We start from the raw sequence: 19,631 nt of genomic DNA on the forward strand, positions 1-19,631 counted from the left end.
TGCTTATATTGATACCTCAATTTCTACACCTCGTAGAAGTGATGTGCAAACTGGGAGGGAGGTCCCTGATAGGCGCTTTGGGGAGCCCTAAGGCTGGGTAGCCGGCAACCTGAATTCCGGACGCAGCCCAATGGAATGGAACACCGGATTCATCTGGCGGGCGTGGGGAAGCGAAGCAATGACCACGGTGTCCAACTCGCGGTAGAAGGCTTCCCTGGCCCGGTTCATCGCGTGGCGCAGGCCGCATTCCGTGATGAGCGGACAACTCTTGGTGGGGGATTGGCACTCTGCCGGGTCCTGCCTGCTGTCCAAATGACGCAAGACTTCGCCAACGGTAGCCTTGCGTCCGGTTTCATTCAGTCTGGAACCGCCCAGGCGTCCCCGTTCAACGTCAATGTAGCCCAGTGCGCGCAAGCGGACCATCGCTTTGCTGACATGGTTGTACGGTGTTCCCACGGCGTCTGCCACCGCTTGGGTGGTCAGGAGCACACCTTCTGGAGCGGCGGCCAACACCATGATGGCCCGGAGGCTGACATCTGCAAACGCGTTGATTTTCATGGCATCAACTTCCGGCTAGGGTCCGGCTAACGGTCAGGGTCTAGTCCACCCAGATGGATGGCTCGTGTGTATCAGGTTCCATTGCGCTGAAGGCAAAACCGTCGGCGGTAGGAGAGTAGGGAATGATAGCCGCCAGGACGTCGCCGTTCCGGTGCTCGGCTGCGCCGTGAATGCCGTCTGACCCATGGTCGGGCAGGCTGACGTCACTGACCACGGCTATGGCCCGGAAGTCATCCCGGCCCTGGCGCAGCAGGTCATGAACATCATTCAGCATTTGGCCGGCATCGACGTCGCCGTTTTCATCCGGCTCGCCGGGGGCAATCATGACTATCCGGAGTTCACCATCATTGGACATGGTGATTCCGAACGGGAAAAAGCCGCCATTTTGCTGAATGTGCTCCTGGGCGGTTCCCAAAGCAGTGCCCAGGGTTTCGCGGAGTTCGCGATCCTGGTCTGATTCCTCCGGGAGGCCCTCGTTGGTGGACTGGTGGTTCATGACAGACCTACGCCCGGACCAGTGCGAGGACGCGGTCGCGGATCTTCTCCATGGTGGGCTGGTCCTTGGCCTCTGCGTTCAGGCGGAGGAAGGGCTCGGTGTTGGATGGGCGCAGGTTGAACCACCAGCTGCCATCCTTGGCCGTGAAGGTGCTGCCGTCCATGTGGTCGATCTCGACGTCCTCGGTTTCAAAGTCGACGCGAACGCGTTCCACAGCGCCTGCTTTGTCCTCGATCTCCGAGTTGATCTCGCCGGAGGATACGTAGGGCTCGTACTGGCGGCCCAGTTCGGACAGCGGACCGTCCTGCTCGCCGAGGGCGGCCAGGACGTGCATGGCGGCAAGCATGCCGGTGTCAGCGTTCCAGAAATCGCGGAAATAGAAGTGGGCGGAGTGCTCTCCGCCGAAGACCGCGCCTTCCTCGGCCATGACCGCTTTGATGAAGGAGTGACCCACGCGGGTCCGTACCGCACGGCCGCCATCCTTGGCGACAAGCTCGGGCACGGCCTTGGAGGTGAGCAAATTGTGAATGATCACAGGGGTTTCTTCGCCCGCAGCTTGTGCACGGGCAATTTCCCGGCGGGCCACCATTCCGGTGATCGCAGACGGGGAGACGGGCTCACCCTTCTCATCGATCACAAAGCAGCGGTCAGCGTCGCCGTCGAACGCCAGGCCAATGTCCGCGCCGTGTTTGATGACGGCGGCCTGCAGGTCCCGGAGGTTTTCCGGTTCCAAGGGGTTGGCCGGGTGGTTGGGGAAGGAGCCGTCCAACTCGAAGTAGAGCGGGACGATCTCGAACGGCAGGGCCGGGAGCAGTTTGTCACCGAGGACTGCGGGAGTGGTCAGTCCGGCCATGCCGTTGCCGGCGTCCACCACCATTTTCAGTGGACGGGAACCGGAGAGATCCACCAACTGGCGCAGGTATTCCGAGTAATCCTTCAAGACATCGCGCACGCCGATTTCACCGCGGGTGCCCGCGGCCGGGATGGTGCCTGAGTTCAGGTATTGCTCGGCCAGGGCCTGGATTTCCTTCAGGCCGGACTCCGAGGAAATGGGTTGGGCGCCGGCCTTGGCCATTTTGATGCCGTTGTACTCGGCAGGGTTGTGGCTGGCGGTGAACGTTGCCCCGGCTGCGTTCAAGGCGCCGCACGCGTAGTACAGCTCATCGGTGGAAATAAGGTCCAGCAAAAGGACATCAGCGCCACGCGTGGCCGCACCGTTGGCGAATGCCTGGCTGAACTCGGGGGAGGACGGACGCATGTCCCCACCGACCAGGACCGTCTGGCCTTCAAGTCCGAGGACGTCGATGAAGGCAGCACCGACGGCCTCGACGATTTCAGCCGTAATGGATTCACCCACGATCCCACGGACGTCATACGCCTTGAAGGAGGCCGAGAGGTCGAATGTCTTGTTCTGCTCGCTAGTCACGCGCTCAATCCTACTGTGGCAACGCAAACGGGCAGGCACGCACGGACCTTCCTTGTGGATAATTGTTGTCCACATAGCGGGGTCTGCGGGTGATGGCTGTCAGGGCCGGCTGGAATACTGGGGTGATGGCCAACGAACCCCAAAACACTGCAGTTTCCGTGCAATCACCCACCCAGCAGCAAGCATTGGCCTGCCTGCGGGAGTTGGTGGGGCACCCCGAAGCCCGGTTCCATGATGGCCAATATGAGGCCATTGAAGCGTTGGTTGATGCCGGGCGCAGGGCCTTGGTGGTCCAGCGCACGGGGTGGGGAAAGTCCGCTGTCTACTTCGTTGCATCCTTGTTGCTGCGAAAGCGTGGAGCGGGCCCTACCCTGATTGTTTCGCCGCTGCTGGCGCTCATGCGCGACCAGGTTGCCGCAGCCGCCCGGGCTGGAGTGCGGGCTGTTGCCATCAACTCCGCAAATGCCTTGGAGTGGGATACCGTACTGGCCCAGTTGGCCGCTGACGAGGTTGACGTTCTCCTGGTCTCGCCCGAACGGCTGACCAACCCTTCCTTCAGGGAGAACCAGCTTCCGGAGCTCATCCGGCGTACCGGTCTGCTGGTCATCGATGAAGCCCACTGCATATCGGACTGGGGACACGATTTCCGCCCGGACTACCGCCGCATCGCAGACCTCATAGCCCAGCTGCCGCCATCCGTGCCTGTCCTGGCAACCACCGCTACGGCCAACTCCAGGGTGGTCCACGATATCGAAGAGCAACTTGGCGAGGGCGTGCTGACCATCCGTGGTGCGCTGGGCCGTGAATCGCTGCGGCTCGGAGTGCTGACACTGCCCGATTCCCGGGACCGGCTTGGTTGGTTGTTGACCCACCTTGCGGACATGCCCGGGAGCGGGATTATCTACACACTCACGGTCTCGGCGGCCGAGGATACTGCCAGGCTCCTTGCTGAAGCCGGACACAATGTCCTTTCCTACACTGGCAGGACGGACCCAGCAGACAGGGAGCGTGCCGAACAGCTCCTCAAGGACAACCAGGTGAAGGCCCTCGTGGCCACCTCCGCCCTGGGAATGGGCTTCGACAAGCCGGACCTGGGCTTCGTCATCCACCTTGGCGCGCCATCGTCGCCAGTTGCCTATTACCAGCAGGTTGGCCGTGCAGGACGTGGGGCGGCCAACGCCGATGTCCTGCTGCTTCCCGGCTCCGAGGACCGTGAGATCTGGCAGTATTTCGCCACGGCATCCATGCCGTCCGCCGAGAAGGCGAACGCCGTACTGGCAGTCCTCGGTGAAGCCGGTTCGGCCCTGTCAACGGTGGCGCTGGAAGCCAGGGTGGACCTTCGCCGTACGCCTTTGGAACTCCTCCTCAAGGTCCTGGCGGTAGATGGAGCTGTGGAACGGGTTGGCGGAGGATGGCGTTCCACAGGCTTGCCGTGGAACTACGACGCCGAGCGCTACGCCCGTATCGCCGAGGCCAGGGTGGATGAGCAGGATTCCATGGTGATCTACCAGGACACCGCGGGATGCCGCATGGAATACATCACCTCGGTGCTGGACGACGAAACGGCTGCCGCTTGTGGGCGCTGCGACAACTGCGCTGGCCGGTGGTTCCCCGTGGACGTCGCGGCCTCGGCATCCGACGCCGCCGGGCAAACCCTGCGCCGTGCAGGAATAGCGTTGGAACCACGGCTGCAGTGGCCAAGTGGCATGGACCGTCTCGGAGTACCGGTCAAGGGAAAGATCAAGCCGGACGAAAGCGTGGCCGAGGGGCGGATTCTGGCCAGGCTCACCGACCTTGGCTGGGGTGGAGCATTGCGGGAGTTGTTTGCTGCCGGTGCCCCTGATCGGCCCGTTGACCCTGCCATGCTGCAGGCGTGTGTCCAGGTCCTTCGCGAATGGTCCGGAGCGGAGGGCGGAACCCCGTGGAGCGGAGCCGGACGTCCGGCGGCAGTTGTCAGCATTCCTTCACGAAGCAAGCCGCAGTTGGTCGAATCCCTGGCTCAAGGAATAGCGGGCATCGGACGGATGCCGTACCTCGGGCAGCTCCAACCCCAGCATGGCGGGCCCACCGGCGCACGTGGCGGCAACAGTGCTTACCGCTTGGCAGGGGTGTGGGACAGGCTCGTGGTCGGACCGGACCTCGCCCAGGCTTTGGCAGGTCTCGGTGGCCAACCCGTGCTGTTGGTCGATGACCTCATTGACAGCCGCTGGACCATGACGGTCTCGGCCAGGGCGTTGCGCCAGGCCGGAGTGGGCGCGGTGCTGCCGCTCGCGCTGGCCCAAGCCGGGTAGTGCCGACCCATCCCGGGTAGGGCTGGCCCAAGCCGGGTGGTGCCGACCCATCCCGGGTAGTGCCGACCCATCCCGGGTAGTGCCGCCCAAACAGGGTCGTGCACTGGTCGCTCACCGGTAGAACTACGTCATGTTGTGATCGCTCCCACGCTGCATCTATAGGATCGAGCAAACAGCCTGCTGCCCGTCGCAGGCCTACGCCAGAACCCGGACCGGAGCCATGAGCGCAAACCCGAGCAACACCGACGTCGACGCCACCGAACATACGACGTGGCGGCCGCGCCTGGCACTGCTGGTGGCAGCGACATTCTTCATGGAGTTCCTGGATGGGACCATCCTGACCACGGCCATTCCCAGCATCGCCTCCGATTTCCGAGTGGCACCGGCCGACATTAACATCACCATGACCGCGTACCTGGTGACGGTGGCCATGGGCATTCCGTTGAGCAGTTGGCTGGCGGAGCGTTTTGGTGCCCGTAGGATCTTCTGTCTCGCAATTTCGGTCTTCACCATTGCCTCCCTGCTCTGCGCGATCAGCACCGACCTGACCATGCTCACCCTCAGCCGGGTAGCCCAGGGGATGGGCGGAGCCATGATGGTACCCGTGGGCACCCTGGTGGTGCTTCGGGGCACACCCAAGTCCGAGCTTCTGCGCGCCACCGCCTACCTCGTGTGGCCGGGGCTCCTTGCACCTGTCTTGGCGCCGATGGTGGGCGGGGCACTGACTACCTTCCTGTCTTGGCACTGGATCTTCATCATCAACGTTCCACTCGGCCTGGCTGCTTTCATCGCCGCCCTGAGGCTGGTACCGCGGACCCAGCTTGACGGGAAACGGCGTTTGGACTGGTTCGGACTCCTCCTGACGACCCTGGGCGTAGGTGCGTTGGTGGTGGGCCTGGAGACTTTGGGTGGGCATGCATCCAACCTCCTTGCCGCAGGAGTGGTCTTCGCGGGGGTCCTGTCCCTTGCAGGCGCAGTCTGGTGGATGGGGAAAGCGAAGGTACCCCTGTTCAACCTCGGCGTCTTTGGCACCCGGACCTTCAGGGCTACCTCCACGGGTGGGTTTATTTACAGGCTCACCATCAGCTCCGTCCCATTCCTGTTGCCGTTGATGTTCCAGGACGGGTTTGGCTGGGATCCCCTGAAAGCAGGTGTGATGGTGGCGGCCGTGTTCGTTGGCAACATAGGAATCAAGCCGGCGACTACGCCTTTGATCAGGCGTTTTGGGTTCAAGCCGGTGCTGGTCTTCGCCTCGTTCGCCTCGGCTGTGACGTTTGCCCTGTGCGCTTTCCTTGACGCCCAGACCCCTGAGCCCCTCATTTTCGCCCTGTTGCTGTTCAGCGGCGCCTTCCGTTCCATCGGTTTCTCTGCCTACGCCTCGGTTCAGTATGCGGACATCGTTCCCGGGCAGTTGCCCTCCGCCAACGCCATCTCGGCAACGCTTGTCCAGTTGGCGGCCGCGGCCGGGATTGCGGTGGGCGCTTTGTTCCTGCGCTTGTTCGAGGCCACTGATGCCTTCGGCCCGGACCAGGTGGCGGCGTACAAGGGTGCTTTCGTGGCCATGGCTGCCTTGATGCTGATCAGCACCGTGGACAGCCTCACCCTGCACCGCCATGCGGGGGCTGAGGTCAGCGGCGGCGTCACAACCGGAAGAGGCAAAACCAGCAGAGCACAGCGGGGGAGCTAAGCCCGGCGGCAGAGTGAAGCGCGGCTGAGCTCCTGCCCCTTTGCGCATCCGGAATTCATGCACGTCGGCTATACCTCCGGATTTCGGCGGGAGGAAGCACGCTTAAACGCAAAAGGTCCCGGTTTCGAAAAACCGGGACCAATTCGCGGAGACGGGGGGATTTGAACCCCCGGTGGAGTTGTGCCCCACACTTCATTAGCAGTGAAGCCCATTCGGCCGCTCTGGCACGTCTCCCTTTGCTATTGCTAGCCCACCAAGGATACGCAGAACGTGGCGTCCAGCGCAAAACAGCCTTTGCCAAGCTCCCCAATTCGATGGTTCCCTGCCAGCCGTGCCGTTCGCGCGGCACTCTCAGCAGGGAACCCCCGAAACGGGGAGGGCCTCTCCCACGAAATGGGAGGGTCAGTCGCTTCCAGCCAACGAACGCCACAGGAAGTGGTTGCTCCGCGCCTGCAACGCCGCGGCCTGCCTGTTGTCCGATGCGCCGGCGTGGCCACCTTCAAGGGCCTCGTGGAACCAGACGTTCGGGATGCCCATGGCCTGCATGCGGGCAGCCATCTTGCGGGCTTGGACGGGTCCCACCCGGTCATCGGAAGTGGCAGTCCAGATGAACGTCTCGGGGTACTCCACGCCATCGCGAAGGAGGTGGTACGGCGAGAAGGTTCGGATGAACTCCCATTGTGCGGGGACATCGGGGTCCCCGTATTCGGCAATCCATGAATAACCGGCGGAGAGCTTGGTGTAACGGCGCATGTCCAGGAGCGGCACTCCGCAGGACACGGCACCGAACAGTTCGGGGTACTGCGTGAGCATGTTCCCCACCAGCAGCCCGCCGTTGGAGCCGCCGACGCATCCCAGGCGTGCCCGGCTGGTGACCCCGCGGGAGATCAGGTCGCGGGCCACGGCAGCGAAGTCCTCATAGGCCCGGTGACGGTTTTCCTGGAGTGCAGCCCGGTGCCAGGAAGGTCCGTATTCGCCGCCGCCCCGGATGTTGGCCACCACATATACGCCGCCGCGCGAGTGTGGTCCGGCGCCGTCTCCAGCGGAAGGACCAGCAGTTCGCCGTTCAAGCCATGCGCGGCCGATGGTTCCGCTGTAGGCCGGGGTCCGGGAGATTTCGAATCCGCCGTAGCCGGAGAGCTGGGTGGGGTTTTGGCCGTCGAGCACCAGATCCCTGGACGCTACCTGGAAGTACGGAACCTTCGTTCCATCTGCGGAGACGGCAAAGTGCTGCTGGACCTCGTACGCGGCTTCGTTGAAGAACGACGGCGACCGCTTCACTTCCGCATGCCGGCTCACCACGCCGCCGGACTGCTTGTCCCCGGCGGTGGTGAGGGTTCCCCGGGTCAGGGTGGTGGGAGTGATGAAGCCGGTGGCCACCAGCCAGAAGTCATTGCCGGCAGCGCCTTGGTCTTCGTCATCCACGGCATAGGCGTTGACGTCATGCAGGGGTGGACAGGCGTCCAGGGGGGTGGACGCCCAGGCACCTGCGGAGTCAACCGTGGAAGGGTCCAGTACCCGGATCTCCGAAGAAACGTCACGCAGGAGGTTCAGCAGCAGGTAGTCCTTGGTCCAGCTCCAGGACTGCAGCGAGGTCTGGGTATCCGGTGTGAACAGGACCAGCAGTGTACGGGATCCGGCCAGGTAGGACTCAAAATCGGCAGCCAGCAGCGATCCGGCAGGGTAGAGGGAACCGGACAGCTCCCAGTCTTTCTGCGGACGGAACAGCAACCAGTCGCGGTGTGCACTGATGTTGACGTCCGTGGGAACGTCGATTGCCACCCACGAGTCATCGCGCAGCAGCCAGGTGCTCCTGTTGTAGAAATCGATGTAGTCCACGGCGAAGGTGCGCTCGTAGCCGGGGGTTGAATCGTGGGCCACCATGGCCAGCATGTGGTCTTGGGGGATCTCGAATAGTCGCTCCGCCTCGGCCAGCGTCTGGCCGCGTCGGAGCTTTACGCCCGTCCGGGCGTAGGAGGACGTCGTTGCAGGCAGCCCGTCCGCTGTGCTGGATACCAGCAAAGTGTCCGCATCGAGCCAGCTCACATTTCCTTTGGCGGTGGGGAGGTCGAAGCCGCCCTCCACAAAGGTGCGGGATTCGACGTCGAACTCGCGGTGCCGGTCCGCATCGCCGCCGTCGGGGGAGAGCGAGACCATGGCCAGCCGGTACTCCCTGCCGTCGGCCGGCCGGAGGAAGCCGGCGCCGTGGAAGACCCACTCCACGCCTTCGGCGGCGGAAAGAGCGTCGATGTCCAGCAGGACATCCCATTCCGGCTGCTCAGTGAGGTAGCTTTCCCAGGTGGTGCGGCGCCAGAGGCCTTTCGGGTGTTCCTGGTCTTTCCAGAAGTTGTAGTAGTAGTCCCCGCGTTTGGAAACCATGGCGATGCGGTCCGTTGAGTCGAGGACTTCCAGGATCCCGGCTTCAACAGCGGCGTACCCGGCGTCTTCGAGCAGTTCTTCGGTGCGGGCGTTCTGTTCACGGACCCACGCCAGCTGTTCTTCGCCGTGGATGTCCTCGAGCCAGACGTTCTCATCGGTGGGCTCAGGCGCGAGGTCTGCGGCATGGCGCGGCCCGGAGGTAGTGGTGCCCGTCCCGGGAAGTGGCGTCTGATCAGCTTCTGTGGTGGTCATCGCCCCATCCAAGCAACAGTGTTCGACTGGAAGCAAGTCACACAGAAGTTAGGCTTGAGCGTGGCTAAATCGCAAACCATCCGTGTTGCCCTGGTAGGGGCCGGCCCCAGGGGCACCAGTGTCCTTGAGCGGCTGCTTGCGAATTGGGCTGCAGCGACACCACGGGGATCAAGCCTCCGGATCGATGTGGTGGATCCCTTTCCTGCCGGTTCGGGCCACGTGTGGCAGCCGGAGCAGTCGCGCCTGTACCTGATGAACACCCAATCGTTTTATCCGACGCTCATCCCCGAAGACCCGCAGCTGGCTGAGCCCTTGGCGGGTGGTTCCTTCGACCAATGGCGTGAAGCCCGGCGTCGTGATGGCGAGGGACTCAACGAGGCCGAAAAGGCGGAGCTGGCCACGCTGGAATCGCGCGACTTCCCCAGCCGCGCCCTGTACGGCAGGTACCTCCGCCAGACTTTGGCGGGCGTGCTGGAACGGCTGCCCGACGGCGTCGAAGTCACCTTCCATCAAACGCTCGCCGTTGCTGCGCGGCCGGTAAGCCGCGGCACGCAGGACGGATTCGACGTCGAACTCGCCAACGGCGACACCCTCACCGTCGGCTCGCTGGTCCTCGCGCTGGGGCACATTGAGTCCCGCCTGAATCCGGAGCAGCGTTCTTTCCAGCGCGCAGCCGAGGACCAGGGCCTGCTGTATTTCCCGCCTGCCCCGCCGGCGGACGTGGACTGGCAGGGGGTGCCGGACAACGAGCCTGTACTGGTCCGCGGCATGGGCCTGAATTTCTTTGACGTCATGGGCCAGTTGACGGAAGGCCGGGGCGGGAAGTTTGTTGAGGCCGGTGCCCCGGGAGCCGGGGTTCTGGAGTACCGGGCGTCGGGGAGGGAACCCAAAATCATCGCAGCTTCCCGCCGCGGCACGCCGTACCGGGCCAAGGCGGGCCTTGATGGCTACTATCCGGCCAGCATCACCATGAGGTACTTGACCGAAGATGCCGTGGATGTTTTCCGGGCAGCAGGAATCCAGCCTGGTTTTGACCATGATCTGTGGCCGCTGCTGCACCGTGACGCTTTGTGGGCCTACTATTCAACCCTGGCCCGTTCCCAGCCCGCGGCCATCAAGGATCCCGCGCAGTTCCTGGCCGATCTTGAGGATGCGCTCCAGGTCCACGCCCATACCACCACGCATTGGGAAAGCAGCGTGGGCGACCTCGTCGAAAAACACGTTGTCCCCTCACGCCGCTTAAACCTCCGGGGGCTGGCCGCACCGCTAGCGGGACGGACGTTTGCCTCCCGGCACGAGCTGGACCTTGCCATCACGGCCTATTTGGATGACGATGCCCGGCGCTCCGCCCTCGGCGAGGCAGACCCCGTCAAGATGGCCATCGGAGCGCTCCACACCGGCCGGGCCATCCTCAAATCGGTGGTGGCCGATGGCGGCATCACTGACGAATCATGGCTCTCCGGCTTGCGTGGCTGGTTCGAGTCCTTCGTGGAAGGACTGGCCAGCGGAGCCCCTGCGCTGCGTTCGGAGCAGTTGGCAGCCTTGGCGCGTGCCGGCGTCGTGAGTTTTGTCGGTCCGGATCCGAAGTTCAGCGTGGACCGGACCGCCAAGGTTTTCCGGGCCGCGTCCCCTTGGGTGCATGACGCCCCGGTGGAAGCCCCCACCCTCATTGAGGCGATGTCGCCGGCGAACCGGGTGGCCATGAATGTTTCCCCCCTGCTGGAGCAGATGCTCGCCGATGGCCTGGTACGCCCCAAGATCATGATGGGTGGTGAGGGTGCGCCCGTGCAGACCACCGGACTGGACGTGGAGCCACATCCCTACAGGCCATTGGCCGCCAATGGTTCCATCACCCCGAACCTGTACGTCCTGGGCCTTCAGCTGTCCGCAACCCAGTGGGGCACTGCCATTGCTGCCGAGGCCCGGCCAAAGAAGGGCCCCGCCTACGCCAGCGGACAGCGGACCCTGCGCGATGCCGACGAGATCGCCCGAAGCATTCTGGGTCGCTGACGGCTTCAGGTTGTGGGCACCCGCCCTTCGGTCAGCGCGTGCGGTTCTCCGGATGGAATGTACCCCGCCACCAAGTAGCTGCCAAGCACAAGTAATTCCCAAGCACAAGTATCTCCCAAGCACGAGGCAGGGCCCCTCACGACCAAGATCGTGAGGGGCCCTGCCTTTATTGTTCATGCCCGGAAGCGGTTAGCCCCTCAGGCACCTCTGGTACTCCAACCAGGCGAACCCATACCTGAGCCAGCCCACGATGTCGTACCACTTGGAGGGTTTGGTGGGTGCGGTGCACTGGGGCGGGTTCTGGCCGGTCGCGGCAACCTTCACGAGTGCCTTCACCACGGTCCCGCTTTCGACGGCGGTCAGCACCACGGTGCCGGTACCTGCGGCCGCCGCTGTGGGCACCTTGAGGTCCACGGTGGCCGCCCCTGCTGTTACCGGCACGGATCCGAGGGCCAACGTGGCACCCTTGCTGTCAACAAAGACTGCGTTCAGTGTTGCGTTGGCTGGGCTGCCGATCGAGGTGAGGTTCAGCTTGGAGACAGCCAGCGTGATGGATCCACCTGCTTTGACCTCTGCTGCGGTGGAGTTCACCACGGCGACGGAACGGCGGGCGAAGTCCGGCGACACAGGCTTGTGCCCCTGCAGATACTTGATCCACGCATCACGGTCCACCAGCCCGGTGTCCTTCGTGTTGTTCCCCTCCTTGAAGACCCGGAAGTTGTCACCACCGGTAGCCAGGAAGCTGAAGGTGCCGATCCTGTACTGCTTGGCGGGGTCAATCACGGCGCCGTTCACCCAAATGCCCGTAATCCGGTCTCCGGCAGCGCGTGCGGCGTCGTAGGTGTAATTGACGTTCTTGGACAGACCCAACTGCTGGTAGGGGCGGCTGGGTACGGTTCCGTCAGGGTTTGTCTGCCACTGCTGCTCAAGAAGGATCTTGAACTGTGCGCCCGTCAGGGAGGTGGTCCACAGGTTGTTCACGAACGGCAGGACCGCATTGGCCTCGGCGTAGGTGATGGTGCCGTCGGGCGCGTAGTAGAGCTCGTTGCGCAGGCCGCCCGGGTTGACGACGCCGATCTCCGCGGTTCCCAGTTCTGGCGCCTTGAGCGTATCCACCAGGGAGTCCGCCACCAGGTTGCCCAGCGTGGACTCGTTCGCGCGATCGTCGCGCTTAGGGGCCCCGCCGGCAGGATCGGGAGTGAACGCAGTGGTGATATCAGCGGTGACTGCGCCTACTGGCTGGTTGCCAATTTCCGCTGCCTGGGCCAGAGCCTTGTCCACGATCGTCTTTACCGCGGCAACCCGTGGGTAGGCAGCCACCAAGGCCTCCGCGGTTTCGGTGGTCCGGTCCACCACGGCTGCCTTGTAAGCAGTCACAGCTTTGCTTGCGGTATCCACCGTGAGCGTCACGCTGCCCACATTCTCGCCGTAGTTGCCGGTCTGAACGATGGGGCGGGTCTTGCCGGTCGGCTGGCCGTTGGAGTCCAGTACCGGGGCGTCCCAGGCGTATTCCTTATGCGTGTGGCCGGTGAAGATCGCCGCCACGTCCGGAGTGGTTTCATTGACCAGTTTGGCGAACGGACCGCCCGCTGCGACTTCCTGCTCCAACGTGGCACCCTCAGGGGTCCCGGAAGCCGCGCCGTCGTGGTTTTCCACGATGATGAGGTCAGCGAGGTTGCCGGCCTTGATCTTGGCCGCCACCCGGTTGATGGCCTCCACAGGATCGCCGAATTCGAGGTCCGCGATTCCGGCGGGTGTCACCAGCGAAGGAACTTCCTGTGTGACTGTGCCGATAACGGCCACCTTCATCCCGTTCATGTCCAGGACCTTGTACTCCGGCAGGACCGGTGTGGTGGTGCCCTTCTGGTACACGTTGGCTCCGAGGTAGGCAAACTTCGCGTTGGCGCCTCCAGCGACGACGCGGTCGCGCAGGTCCGGCCAACCGCCGTCGAACTCGTGGTTGCCCACAGCAGAGGCCTGCAGTTCCAAAGCGTTCAGGACGTCAATGGTGGGCTGGTCCTTTGCCACCGCAGAGGCGAAGAGTGAGGCTCCGATGTTGTCACCGGCCGAGATGAAGGCCGTAGCGCCGGGGGCGGCTGCGGCCCTGAGCTTTTCAACCGTTCCGGCAAAAAGCACCGTGTTGGTGTCGATGCGTCCGTGGAAGTCGTTGATCCCCAGGAACTGCAGGTCAACGCTTGCCGGTGCGTCCGTGGCCAGGTTCAGGCCCACCACCACGGGGTCGTGGTCGCTGGCCCGGAACTCGTCCGCGGCGTAGTAGTTGGTCACATTGTTGTTATACCTGCTGTACTCCAGTGCGACGGACTCCACGGAGTTGATATTCCAGATGTCGGTGCCGGTGACCACCTTGTGGGCGGCCGGGGAGGCGAGGATGTGGTCCAAAGAACCCACCATGCCGCCAAAGAGGTACGAGTGCTTGCCCGTGCCTGCCTCAAGGTCGGTGTACCCGGCTCCGGTGAGGACGTTGATGGGGTCTTCCTTGGCGTAGGCATTGAAGTCGCCGATCAGGAAGACCTTATTGGTGCCCTTTGAGGCCTGGAGGTCCTTGGAGAAAGCGAGCAATGATTCGGCCTGCTTGGTGCGGGCAATGTTCGAGGCACCCTGGCCCTTGTCGGTATCGTCCGCGGTGGCGGCCGAGCCCTTGGACTTGAAGTGGTTCACGATCGCGATGAACTTCCTGTCATCGGCTCCGCCCACCGGCTTGAAAACCTGCGCGAGGGGCTTGCGGGCGCTGGCGAATGCCACGGTGTCGTTGTGGATGACTGACTCGCCCACAGGCTCTGCCGCGGCCTTCTTGAAGATGAATGCGGTCCGGATCATGTCCTCATCGCTCAACGGCGGAGCGTTTGCGGGAGTGCGCACGTAGTCCCACACCCCAGGTGTCTTGACGTTGAGCGCGTCCACCAGCTTGGACAGGGCGTCATCACGGTTCTTGCCGAACTGAGCCGAGTTCTCGATTTCCTCAAGGGACACGACGTCGGCACCCGACTTGGTGATGGCCGCTACGATTTTGTCCTGCTGGCGCTCAAAGTTCTCTGCGTTGGCAGCGCCGCGTGCATTGCAGCCGTCCTTGACAGTGATCGGGTTGCCGTCGCGGTCAGTGTAGAAGTTGCAGCCCGTGAGCTGGTCCCCGGTGGTGGGGAAGTAGTTCAGCACGTTGAACGAAGCCAACTTGAGGTTGCCGCCAACATCGGACGGACCGTCGGGCCGGCTGGCGGTGAAGCCGGCCGGTTGGACGGACTCAGCATTGGCCGGGCTCAAGGCAGCAAGGGGCTGGAATTTCCAGGAGTTGTTGCCGTAGCCCAGGATGACGTCCGTGCGGAACTGCGCGGCTGAACCGACGCGTACCGGATCTGTGGTTGTCAGGTACGGCAGGGCCTGGGCTTTGGTGGTTGCGTCCTTGAGGAAGTTGGTGGACGCGCCGTCGTCGAGCTTGATACCACGCAACGCGTTGTCCGCCACCACTGCCGCGTACTCGGCTGAGCCGTAAGCGGCCACAGCCGTGGGCTGCACCAGGGGCGACTTCCCGGCCGCGAGGCCGATTTCGCCGTACTGGTTCAAGGAGTAGTTGTCCGTGACGGTGAAGTCGCCCTGGGGTGCCACGAGCATGCCTTCGAGGCTTTCCCTGGCGGCCTCATTGGCCGGCAACGTGAACGGTGTGGACTTGACCTCGGGGGCGGCCTCAGCGAGCTTCTTCAAACCGGCAGCTTCAACCGTGAGCTGGGTCTGGTTGGCAAATTCGCTGACCACGCCTGTGAGTTCCAGATAGTCGCCTGCCTGGACTGTGGCGGCCGTTGACGGTGAGTAGATAAATACAGCGTCCGACGCCGGCCTGGCCGCCCCGGCGGTCCCGCCGCCGGTTCCGGGAGTCTGGACGTAGTAGCCGTTGAGTCCGCCCGTGGCGTACACAGCGGTGACCTTGCCCCTGGTAGTGACCGTGCTGCCCACCAGTGGGCTGGCCGTGCCGGTTCCCTGGACCTCGGCAATGGTCTTGACACCGGGCTCCGGGTCAGGGCCCGGGTCAACGGGCGGAGTTCCGCCGCCGTTGGAGGAAGTGGGGGTGATGGTGGCGCTGAGGCTGAAATCGGCGGCGTTGGAATTGGTGTCAACGCCGTTGGCGCGGTTCAGGCTCTTGACGTCCGAGTTGCCGGTGGGCGCAGTTGCCGCAGCCGTTTCGAAAGTGTTGGAGGTGCCGTAGCCCAGAAGGTCGGCAATTGATGCGTTCTCTGTTACCGGGCCCGCAGGAAGCGGGCTAACGGCGGTGGCCTGCCGTGCCAGGACCAGCGTTCCGGTGGTTCCACTGGGGTTCAGTGTCCCGGTGGCCTGCACATCGGCCGTGGGAAGGGCCGGAGCTGTGGAGGTTCCGCTGTTGGTGGCGCCCTGGACCAGGAAATAGCCCTTGGCGGGGATGCTGCCGGTCAGCGGGGTGATCCCCGTGGGAGCAGCGGTGGCAGTGCCGGACCGGTACTGCAGCGACCATCCCGCCAGGCTGACGGGAGAGTCGGAGGAGTTGTAGAGCTCCACGAATTTGTTCTTGTAGGCGGCACCGGCGCTCCCACCGCTGAGGTAGGCCTCGTTGATGACCACCGGCGACCCGCCGGCAGGCGCCGAGGGATCATCCGCTGCCATGGCCGGAGCGGCTGTCAGCGGGGCCGCAAGCAACCCCGCCGACAGGACCGATCCTGCCAGTACTTTCCAATGTTGTTGGTGCATCCGCTCTAACTTTCATTAGGGGGCCCTGTGGGGCCCTTTGGACGACGCCCACGCTCTTGTGAAGTGGGCGTTGTTCCGGAAGTTACTCCGGGGTAAACCTGTTGCTCGGGCATAGCAGAACACGGTGGAATGAATGGGAGGTGGACCGGGGGTGGCCGGACGGTTCCTTGGGTCACAAGGACTATTTGGCGGCGCCCTTGAGTGACCCGGTGGTGGCGGCTCCGGACGCTCCGCCGACCAGGCAGACGATTTCGCGGTCGCCGTTTTTCCAGGAATCACTGGTGGGGTGCAGGAAGGTGACCTCCAGCTCGGATTCGTCGAACGGCAAGCCAACGAAGGTGGTGAATTGGGCACCGCAGTACTTTTCGGCCTCGGCACCGACTTCCGTGTCGCCGGGGAACGTTGAGGCGTCCATATTGGTTACCCCGTAGGCCTCAAGGTCGTGGCTCTGATCGCACGGAATGATGGTGACATCCACAACTTCCTGGCTGTCCGGATTGGCGATGCAGTCGCCAAGTTTGACCTTGAAGGCATCGGCCTTGGACGATTCCGTGGGCTTTCCTGATTCGTCCCGTTTGGCATCGCCGCTGCTTATCAACGAACAGCCCGCCAGCGCGATCGATGCCATGCCAAGTGCGGCGGCAGTCTTCAGGCCTCGTGAAAAGTGGTGCATATGGGTCCTCGTTCCCGAAATGATCACAGGCGCCAGGCCTATGGTCGGCAGTGAGGGACCAGACAAGGACCCACGCCGGCGGATCCCCCAACGCCGACAATGAGCGGATCCGGCCGGCGCCCCTGGGTAGGAGGCAGACGGCCGGGCCCAATGGGTTAAATCTAGACGGTTTGGCCCAGGTCCTGAATGACCTTGAAGACAGCGCCCGTGGGGTCCTGGAGAGTGGCCAAACGGCCAAAGGGCGTGTCCTCGGCGGGCTGTGTGATGGTTGCGCCCAAGGCTGTGGCTTGTTCCACGGCGGCGTCCGTGTCCTCAACGGCGAAATAGACGCTCCACATGGAAGGGACCTGTTCCGGGAGGAAACCGGAGGCATCCATAATGCCCGCCTTGGCCTCATCCCCGGCGCCGAGGGTGGTGTACCTGAACTCCGGGGTATCGCTCATGACATCCGTGTTCCAGCCGAAGACCTTCTGGTAGAACGTGACCGCGGCGTCGTAGTCCTTGGAAAGGAGTTCATGCCAGGCGGGAGCACCGGCCTCAGCCGCGAGCTCGTAGCCAGTCATTTCACCGAACTCCCAGGCGCCGATTGAGGCACCTGAGGCATCGCCGTACATGGCCATGCTGCCCTGTTCCGGGACCTCCATGGGTTCCAGGTACACCTGTCCGCCATTGGCAGCTGCTGCCTCGGTGGTTGCCTTGATGTCGTCTGTGCGCAGGTAAGTGGACCACACGTCCGGCATGGCTCCCATGTCAGCCTGCTTGGCCATAATGCCTGCCACCATCCGGCCGTCTTTGAGTGCCGTGATGTAGCCGCCGTACTTTTCCTCGTCCCCGGTCTCGTACGTCCACCCGAACAGCGCGTTGTAGAACGTCTTCGCTTTCTCGGTGTCAGACGTCATCAGATCAATCCAGCAGGGTGCGCCGGGAGTGATGTCAGGCTTAGGCATGGGTCAGGCTCCTGTTGTCTTTCCGCGGCGGAAGCTACGGCATATGTCAGTGGTGTGGAGACAGACAGAACACTATGCGGGGGGTCAGACAGTTTCAATGATCTTCCGGGAGCCAGTTCCCGCTTCCGGGTTTCGCCGCCCTTGTAAGGGCCTTGTAAGGGCCCGCAAAGACGCCCGCAGGCGGCCCGCAAAAGGACCCGCAGACGGCTCGGACACCCGGAAGAAAAGTGCTCCGAGGGCACAAAAATGCCCCGGGTCCTGGGACCCGGGGCACCTGCTTGGCGGAAGGTAAGGGATTTGAACCCTTGGTGCGGGGTTACCGCACACTGGTTTTCAAGACCAGCTCCTTAGGCCGCTCGGACAACCTTCCTCGCCTAGTAGTGTTTCATAGGGAGTTGGCTGTTCCAAAACATCACGTCCTCCAACCCCTGCCCCGGGGGCCCGAGGACCAGCAAGAAACCGGGAGTTCGTCATGAAAGCCGTCTACATCCCAGAGCCAGGCGGGCCCGAAGTCCTCGAAATCCGCGAGGTCCCTGCGCCGGTGCCGGGCACCGGCGAGGTGCTCATCGACGTCGTCGCTGCCGGCCTGAACCGTGCCGATGTCCAGCAGCGGCGCGGCTTCTATCCGCCGCCACCGGGAGCTTCGGAGATCCCCGGCCTTGAAGTCTCCGGACGCATCGCAGCCTTTGGACCAGGAGTCACCAAGGCATTCTCCGTGGGAGACAAGGTCGTGGCGCTGCTCTCCGGCGGTGGCTACGCCCAGCAGGTGGCCGTTCCCGCTGAGCAAGTGCTGCGAATTCCCGAGGGCGTGGACCTGATTACTGCCGCTGCCCTGCCCGAAGTGGCCGCCACCGTTTACTCAAACCTCATCATGACCGCTCAGCTGCAGCCCGGGGAGACGGTACTCATCCACGGTGCCACCGGAGGCATCGGCACCATGGCCATCCAGTTGGCCAAAGCGTACGGCGCAACAGTGGCCACCACCGCTGGAACGGACGAGAAGGTGGGAACCGCCAAGGCTTTCCTGGGTGCGGACATCGCCATCAACTACACCGAAGAGGACTTCGCCCAAAGCCTCAAGGCACAGAACGGGGGCAAAGGCGCGGACGTGATCCTCGACGTCGTGGGTGCCAAATACCTCCAGCAGAACATTGAGGCGCTCGCCGACTACGGCCGGCTCATCGTCATCGGCCTCCAGGGCGGGACCACGGCAGAGATCAACCTGGGACAACTCCTCAGCAAGCGTGCTGCGGTGATCGGCACAGCGCTTCGGCCGCGCCCGGTGGCGGAAAAGGGCATCATCATGTCCGCCGTCCGCGAGTCCGTGTGGCCGATGCTCACCGATGGCAGGATCAAGCCCCTGGTAGCCAAGTCCTTCCCGCTGGACCAAGTCCGTGAAGCCCACCGGTATTTTGATTCCGGTGAGCATGTGGGCAAGGTCCTGCTGCTTCTCTGACCTGTCCGTCCAATCCGCAGCGAGGAGCTTTATGTCCATCCGGCACAGCCTGCTGGCCCTGCTCCAGGACCAGCCCCGGTACGGCTATGAGCTCAGGGTCGAATTCGAAGACCGGACCGGCGCCGCCTGGCCGCTGAACATCGGGCAGGTCTACACCACCCTGGACCGCCTTGAGCGCGATGGCCTGGTCAGTAAAGACGGCGACGACGGCGGTGGCCACGTCATCTACAGCATCACTGACGCCGGGGCTGAGGAAGTGGTGGCTTGGTTTGCAGGCGCCGTGGAGCGCGGCACTCCAGTGCGAAACGAGGTGGCCATCAAGCTTGCCCTTGCAGTGACCTTGCCTGGTGTTGATACATCCGCTGTGATCCAGTCCCAGCGGGAGGTCTCCGTCAGGGCGCTGCAGGAGCATACGCAAGCGAGGAAGGCAGTGACCACCAATCAGCGCGCTGTGGATACGGCCGGACTCCTGGTCCTCGATTCCTTGATTTTCCAGGCCGAAGCCGAAGTGCGCTGGCTGGACCTGTGCGAGGCGCGCATGGTGCAGGCCCAAGGACGTCCGGGGGAGTCCGGCGCCAGCTAAGGACGTCCGGGGGAGTCCGGCGCCAGCTAAGGACCGTTCATCGCACCAGGGATACCGTTCGTCGCAACAGCATCGGTGATCCGGTGGGTTTTGTCCCTCCAAGGGGTACCTCATTGCTAGCTTGCCCGTGACACGCGCCCGT

At 63.6% G+C, this 19,631-nt stretch carries 12 protein-coding genes and 2 tRNA genes; 5 read left to right on the forward strand and 9 right to left on the reverse strand.

Annotated features, from left to right (window positions below; all coding sequences use genetic code 11):
- Positions 1–87: 87 nt before the first annotated feature.
- The 3 genes from LDN85_RS04295 to LDN85_RS04305 are packed head-to-tail and all read right to left on the reverse strand — an operon-like array spanning position 88 to position 2,480.
- Positions 88–558 (reverse strand): Rrf2 family transcriptional regulator, encoded by a 471-nt coding sequence (locus LDN85_RS04295; protein ID WP_026542201.1) that lies wholly within the window; start codon positions 556–558, stop codon positions 88–90.
- A 40-nt stretch (positions 559–598) separates the two neighbouring features.
- Complete coding sequence (locus tag LDN85_RS04300) at positions 599–1,054, reverse strand: hypothetical protein (protein WP_223944691.1); 456 nt, start codon at positions 1,052–1,054, stop codon at positions 599–601.
- Between the two features lie 7 nt (positions 1,055–1,061).
- Complete coding sequence (locus LDN85_RS04305; protein WP_026542199.1) at positions 1,062–2,480, reverse strand: phosphomannomutase/phosphoglucomutase; 1,419 nt, start codon at positions 2,478–2,480, stop codon at positions 1,062–1,064.
- Positions 2,481–2,605: 125 nt separating this feature from the next.
- Between LDN85_RS04305 and LDN85_RS04310 the strand changes: the two genes are divergently transcribed.
- Together LDN85_RS04310 and LDN85_RS04315 are read left to right on the forward strand one after the other, a co-directional pair.
- Positions 2,606–4,771 (forward strand): RecQ family ATP-dependent DNA helicase, encoded by a 2,166-nt coding sequence (locus tag LDN85_RS04310; protein WP_223944692.1) that lies wholly within the window; start codon positions 2,606–2,608, stop codon positions 4,769–4,771.
- 220 nt (positions 4,772–4,991) lie between these two features.
- Positions 4,992–6,458 (forward strand): MFS transporter, encoded by a 1,467-nt coding sequence (locus tag LDN85_RS04315; RefSeq protein WP_223944693.1) that lies wholly within the window; start codon positions 4,992–4,994, stop codon positions 6,456–6,458.
- Positions 6,459–6,604: 146 nt separating this feature from the next.
- On the opposite strand, the gene LDN85_RS04320 is transcribed toward LDN85_RS04315, so the two are convergent.
- Both LDN85_RS04320 and LDN85_RS04325 read right to left on the reverse strand, forming a co-directional pair.
- A tRNA-Ser gene (locus tag LDN85_RS04320) sits at positions 6,605–6,692 on the reverse strand.
- Between the two features lie 168 nt (positions 6,693–6,860).
- The gene (locus tag LDN85_RS04325; RefSeq protein ID WP_223944694.1) at positions 6,861–9,089 is read right to left on the reverse strand and encodes a prolyl oligopeptidase family serine peptidase; all 2,229 of its coding nucleotides are present in this window, start codon (positions 9,087–9,089) and stop codon (positions 6,861–6,863) included.
- A 60-nt stretch (positions 9,090–9,149) separates the two neighbouring features.
- On the opposite strand from LDN85_RS04325, the gene LDN85_RS04330 reads away from it, so the two are divergent.
- On the forward strand, positions 9,150–11,099 hold the full coding sequence (locus LDN85_RS04330) for an FAD/NAD(P)-binding protein (RefSeq protein WP_223944695.1): 1,950 nt from the start codon (positions 9,150–9,152) through the stop codon (positions 11,097–11,099).
- 189 nt (positions 11,100–11,288) lie between these two features.
- Here the strand turns inward: LDN85_RS04330 and LDN85_RS04335 are convergent, their stop codons facing one another.
- The 4 genes from LDN85_RS04335 to LDN85_RS04350 all read right to left on the reverse strand — a co-directional run bounded on the left by LDN85_RS04335 (position 11,289) and on the right by LDN85_RS04350 (position 17,820).
- Positions 11,289–15,830, reverse strand: a complete 4,542-nt coding sequence (locus tag LDN85_RS04335) for an ExeM/NucH family extracellular endonuclease (protein ID WP_223944696.1) — start codon at positions 15,828–15,830, stop codon at positions 11,289–11,291.
- Between the two features lie 181 nt (positions 15,831–16,011).
- Positions 16,012–16,503: a septum formation family protein gene (locus LDN85_RS04340; protein ID WP_051420825.1), complete on the reverse strand. Its 492-nt coding sequence runs from the start codon at positions 16,501–16,503 to the stop codon at positions 16,012–16,014.
- 161 nt (positions 16,504–16,664) lie between these two features.
- The gene (locus tag LDN85_RS04345) at positions 16,665–17,450 is read right to left on the reverse strand and encodes a VOC family protein (protein ID WP_026547031.1); all 786 of its coding nucleotides are present in this window, start codon (positions 17,448–17,450) and stop codon (positions 16,665–16,667) included.
- Between the two features lie 279 nt (positions 17,451–17,729).
- A tRNA-Ser gene (locus tag LDN85_RS04350) sits at positions 17,730–17,820 on the reverse strand.
- A gap of 102 nt (positions 17,821–17,922) precedes the next feature.
- On the opposite strand from LDN85_RS04350, the gene LDN85_RS04355 reads away from it, so the two are divergent.
- Together LDN85_RS04355 and LDN85_RS04360 are read left to right on the forward strand one after the other, a co-directional pair.
- Complete coding sequence (locus tag LDN85_RS04355; protein ID WP_026547032.1) at positions 17,923–18,906, forward strand: NAD(P)H-quinone oxidoreductase; 984 nt, start codon at positions 17,923–17,925, stop codon at positions 18,904–18,906.
- A gap of 31 nt (positions 18,907–18,937) precedes the next feature.
- A complete protein-coding gene (locus LDN85_RS04360; RefSeq protein ID WP_026542191.1) occupies positions 18,938–19,489 on the forward strand; it encodes a PadR family transcriptional regulator in 552 nt (183 codons plus the stop codon).
- Positions 19,490–19,631: the final 142 nt, after the last annotated feature.

This window comes from Arthrobacter sp. StoSoilB20 (assembly GCF_019977295.1).
Classification (GTDB): Bacteria; Actinomycetota; Actinomycetes; order Actinomycetales; family Micrococcaceae; genus Arthrobacter; species Arthrobacter nicotinovorans_A.

What these genes read in the sequence shown, in the direction of transcription:
- LDN85_RS04295 (WP_026542201.1), bottom strand. Translation starts at nt 558, where the DNA reads ATGAAAATCAACGCGTTTGCAGATGTCAGCCTCCGGGCCATCATGGTG.
- LDN85_RS04300 (WP_223944691.1), bottom strand. Translation starts at nt 1,054, where the DNA reads ATGAACCACCAGTCCACCAACGAGGGCCTCCCGGAGGAATCAGACCAG.
- LDN85_RS04310 (WP_223944692.1), top strand. Translation starts at nt 2,606, where the DNA reads ATGGCCAACGAACCCCAAAACACTGCAGTTTCCGTGCAATCACCCACC.
- LDN85_RS04315 (WP_223944693.1), top strand. Translation starts at nt 4,992, where the DNA reads ATGAGCGCAAACCCGAGCAACACCGACGTCGACGCCACCGAACATACG.
- LDN85_RS04325 (WP_223944694.1), bottom strand. Translation starts at nt 9,089, where the DNA reads ATGACCACCACAGAAGCTGATCAGACGCCACTTCCCGGGACGGGCACC.
- LDN85_RS04335 (WP_223944696.1), bottom strand. Translation starts at nt 15,830, where the DNA reads ATGCACCAACAACATTGGAAAGTACTGGCAGGATCGGTCCTGTCGGCG.
- LDN85_RS04340 (WP_051420825.1), bottom strand. Translation starts at nt 16,503, where the DNA reads ATGCACCACTTTTCACGAGGCCTGAAGACTGCCGCCGCACTTGGCATG.
- LDN85_RS04345 (WP_026547031.1), bottom strand. Translation starts at nt 17,450, where the DNA reads ATGCCTAAGCCTGACATCACTCCCGGCGCACCCTGCTGGATTGATCTG.
- LDN85_RS04355 (WP_026547032.1), top strand. Translation starts at nt 17,923, where the DNA reads ATGAAAGCCGTCTACATCCCAGAGCCAGGCGGGCCCGAAGTCCTCGAA.
- LDN85_RS04360 (WP_026542191.1), top strand. Translation starts at nt 18,938, where the DNA reads ATGTCCATCCGGCACAGCCTGCTGGCCCTGCTCCAGGACCAGCCCCGG.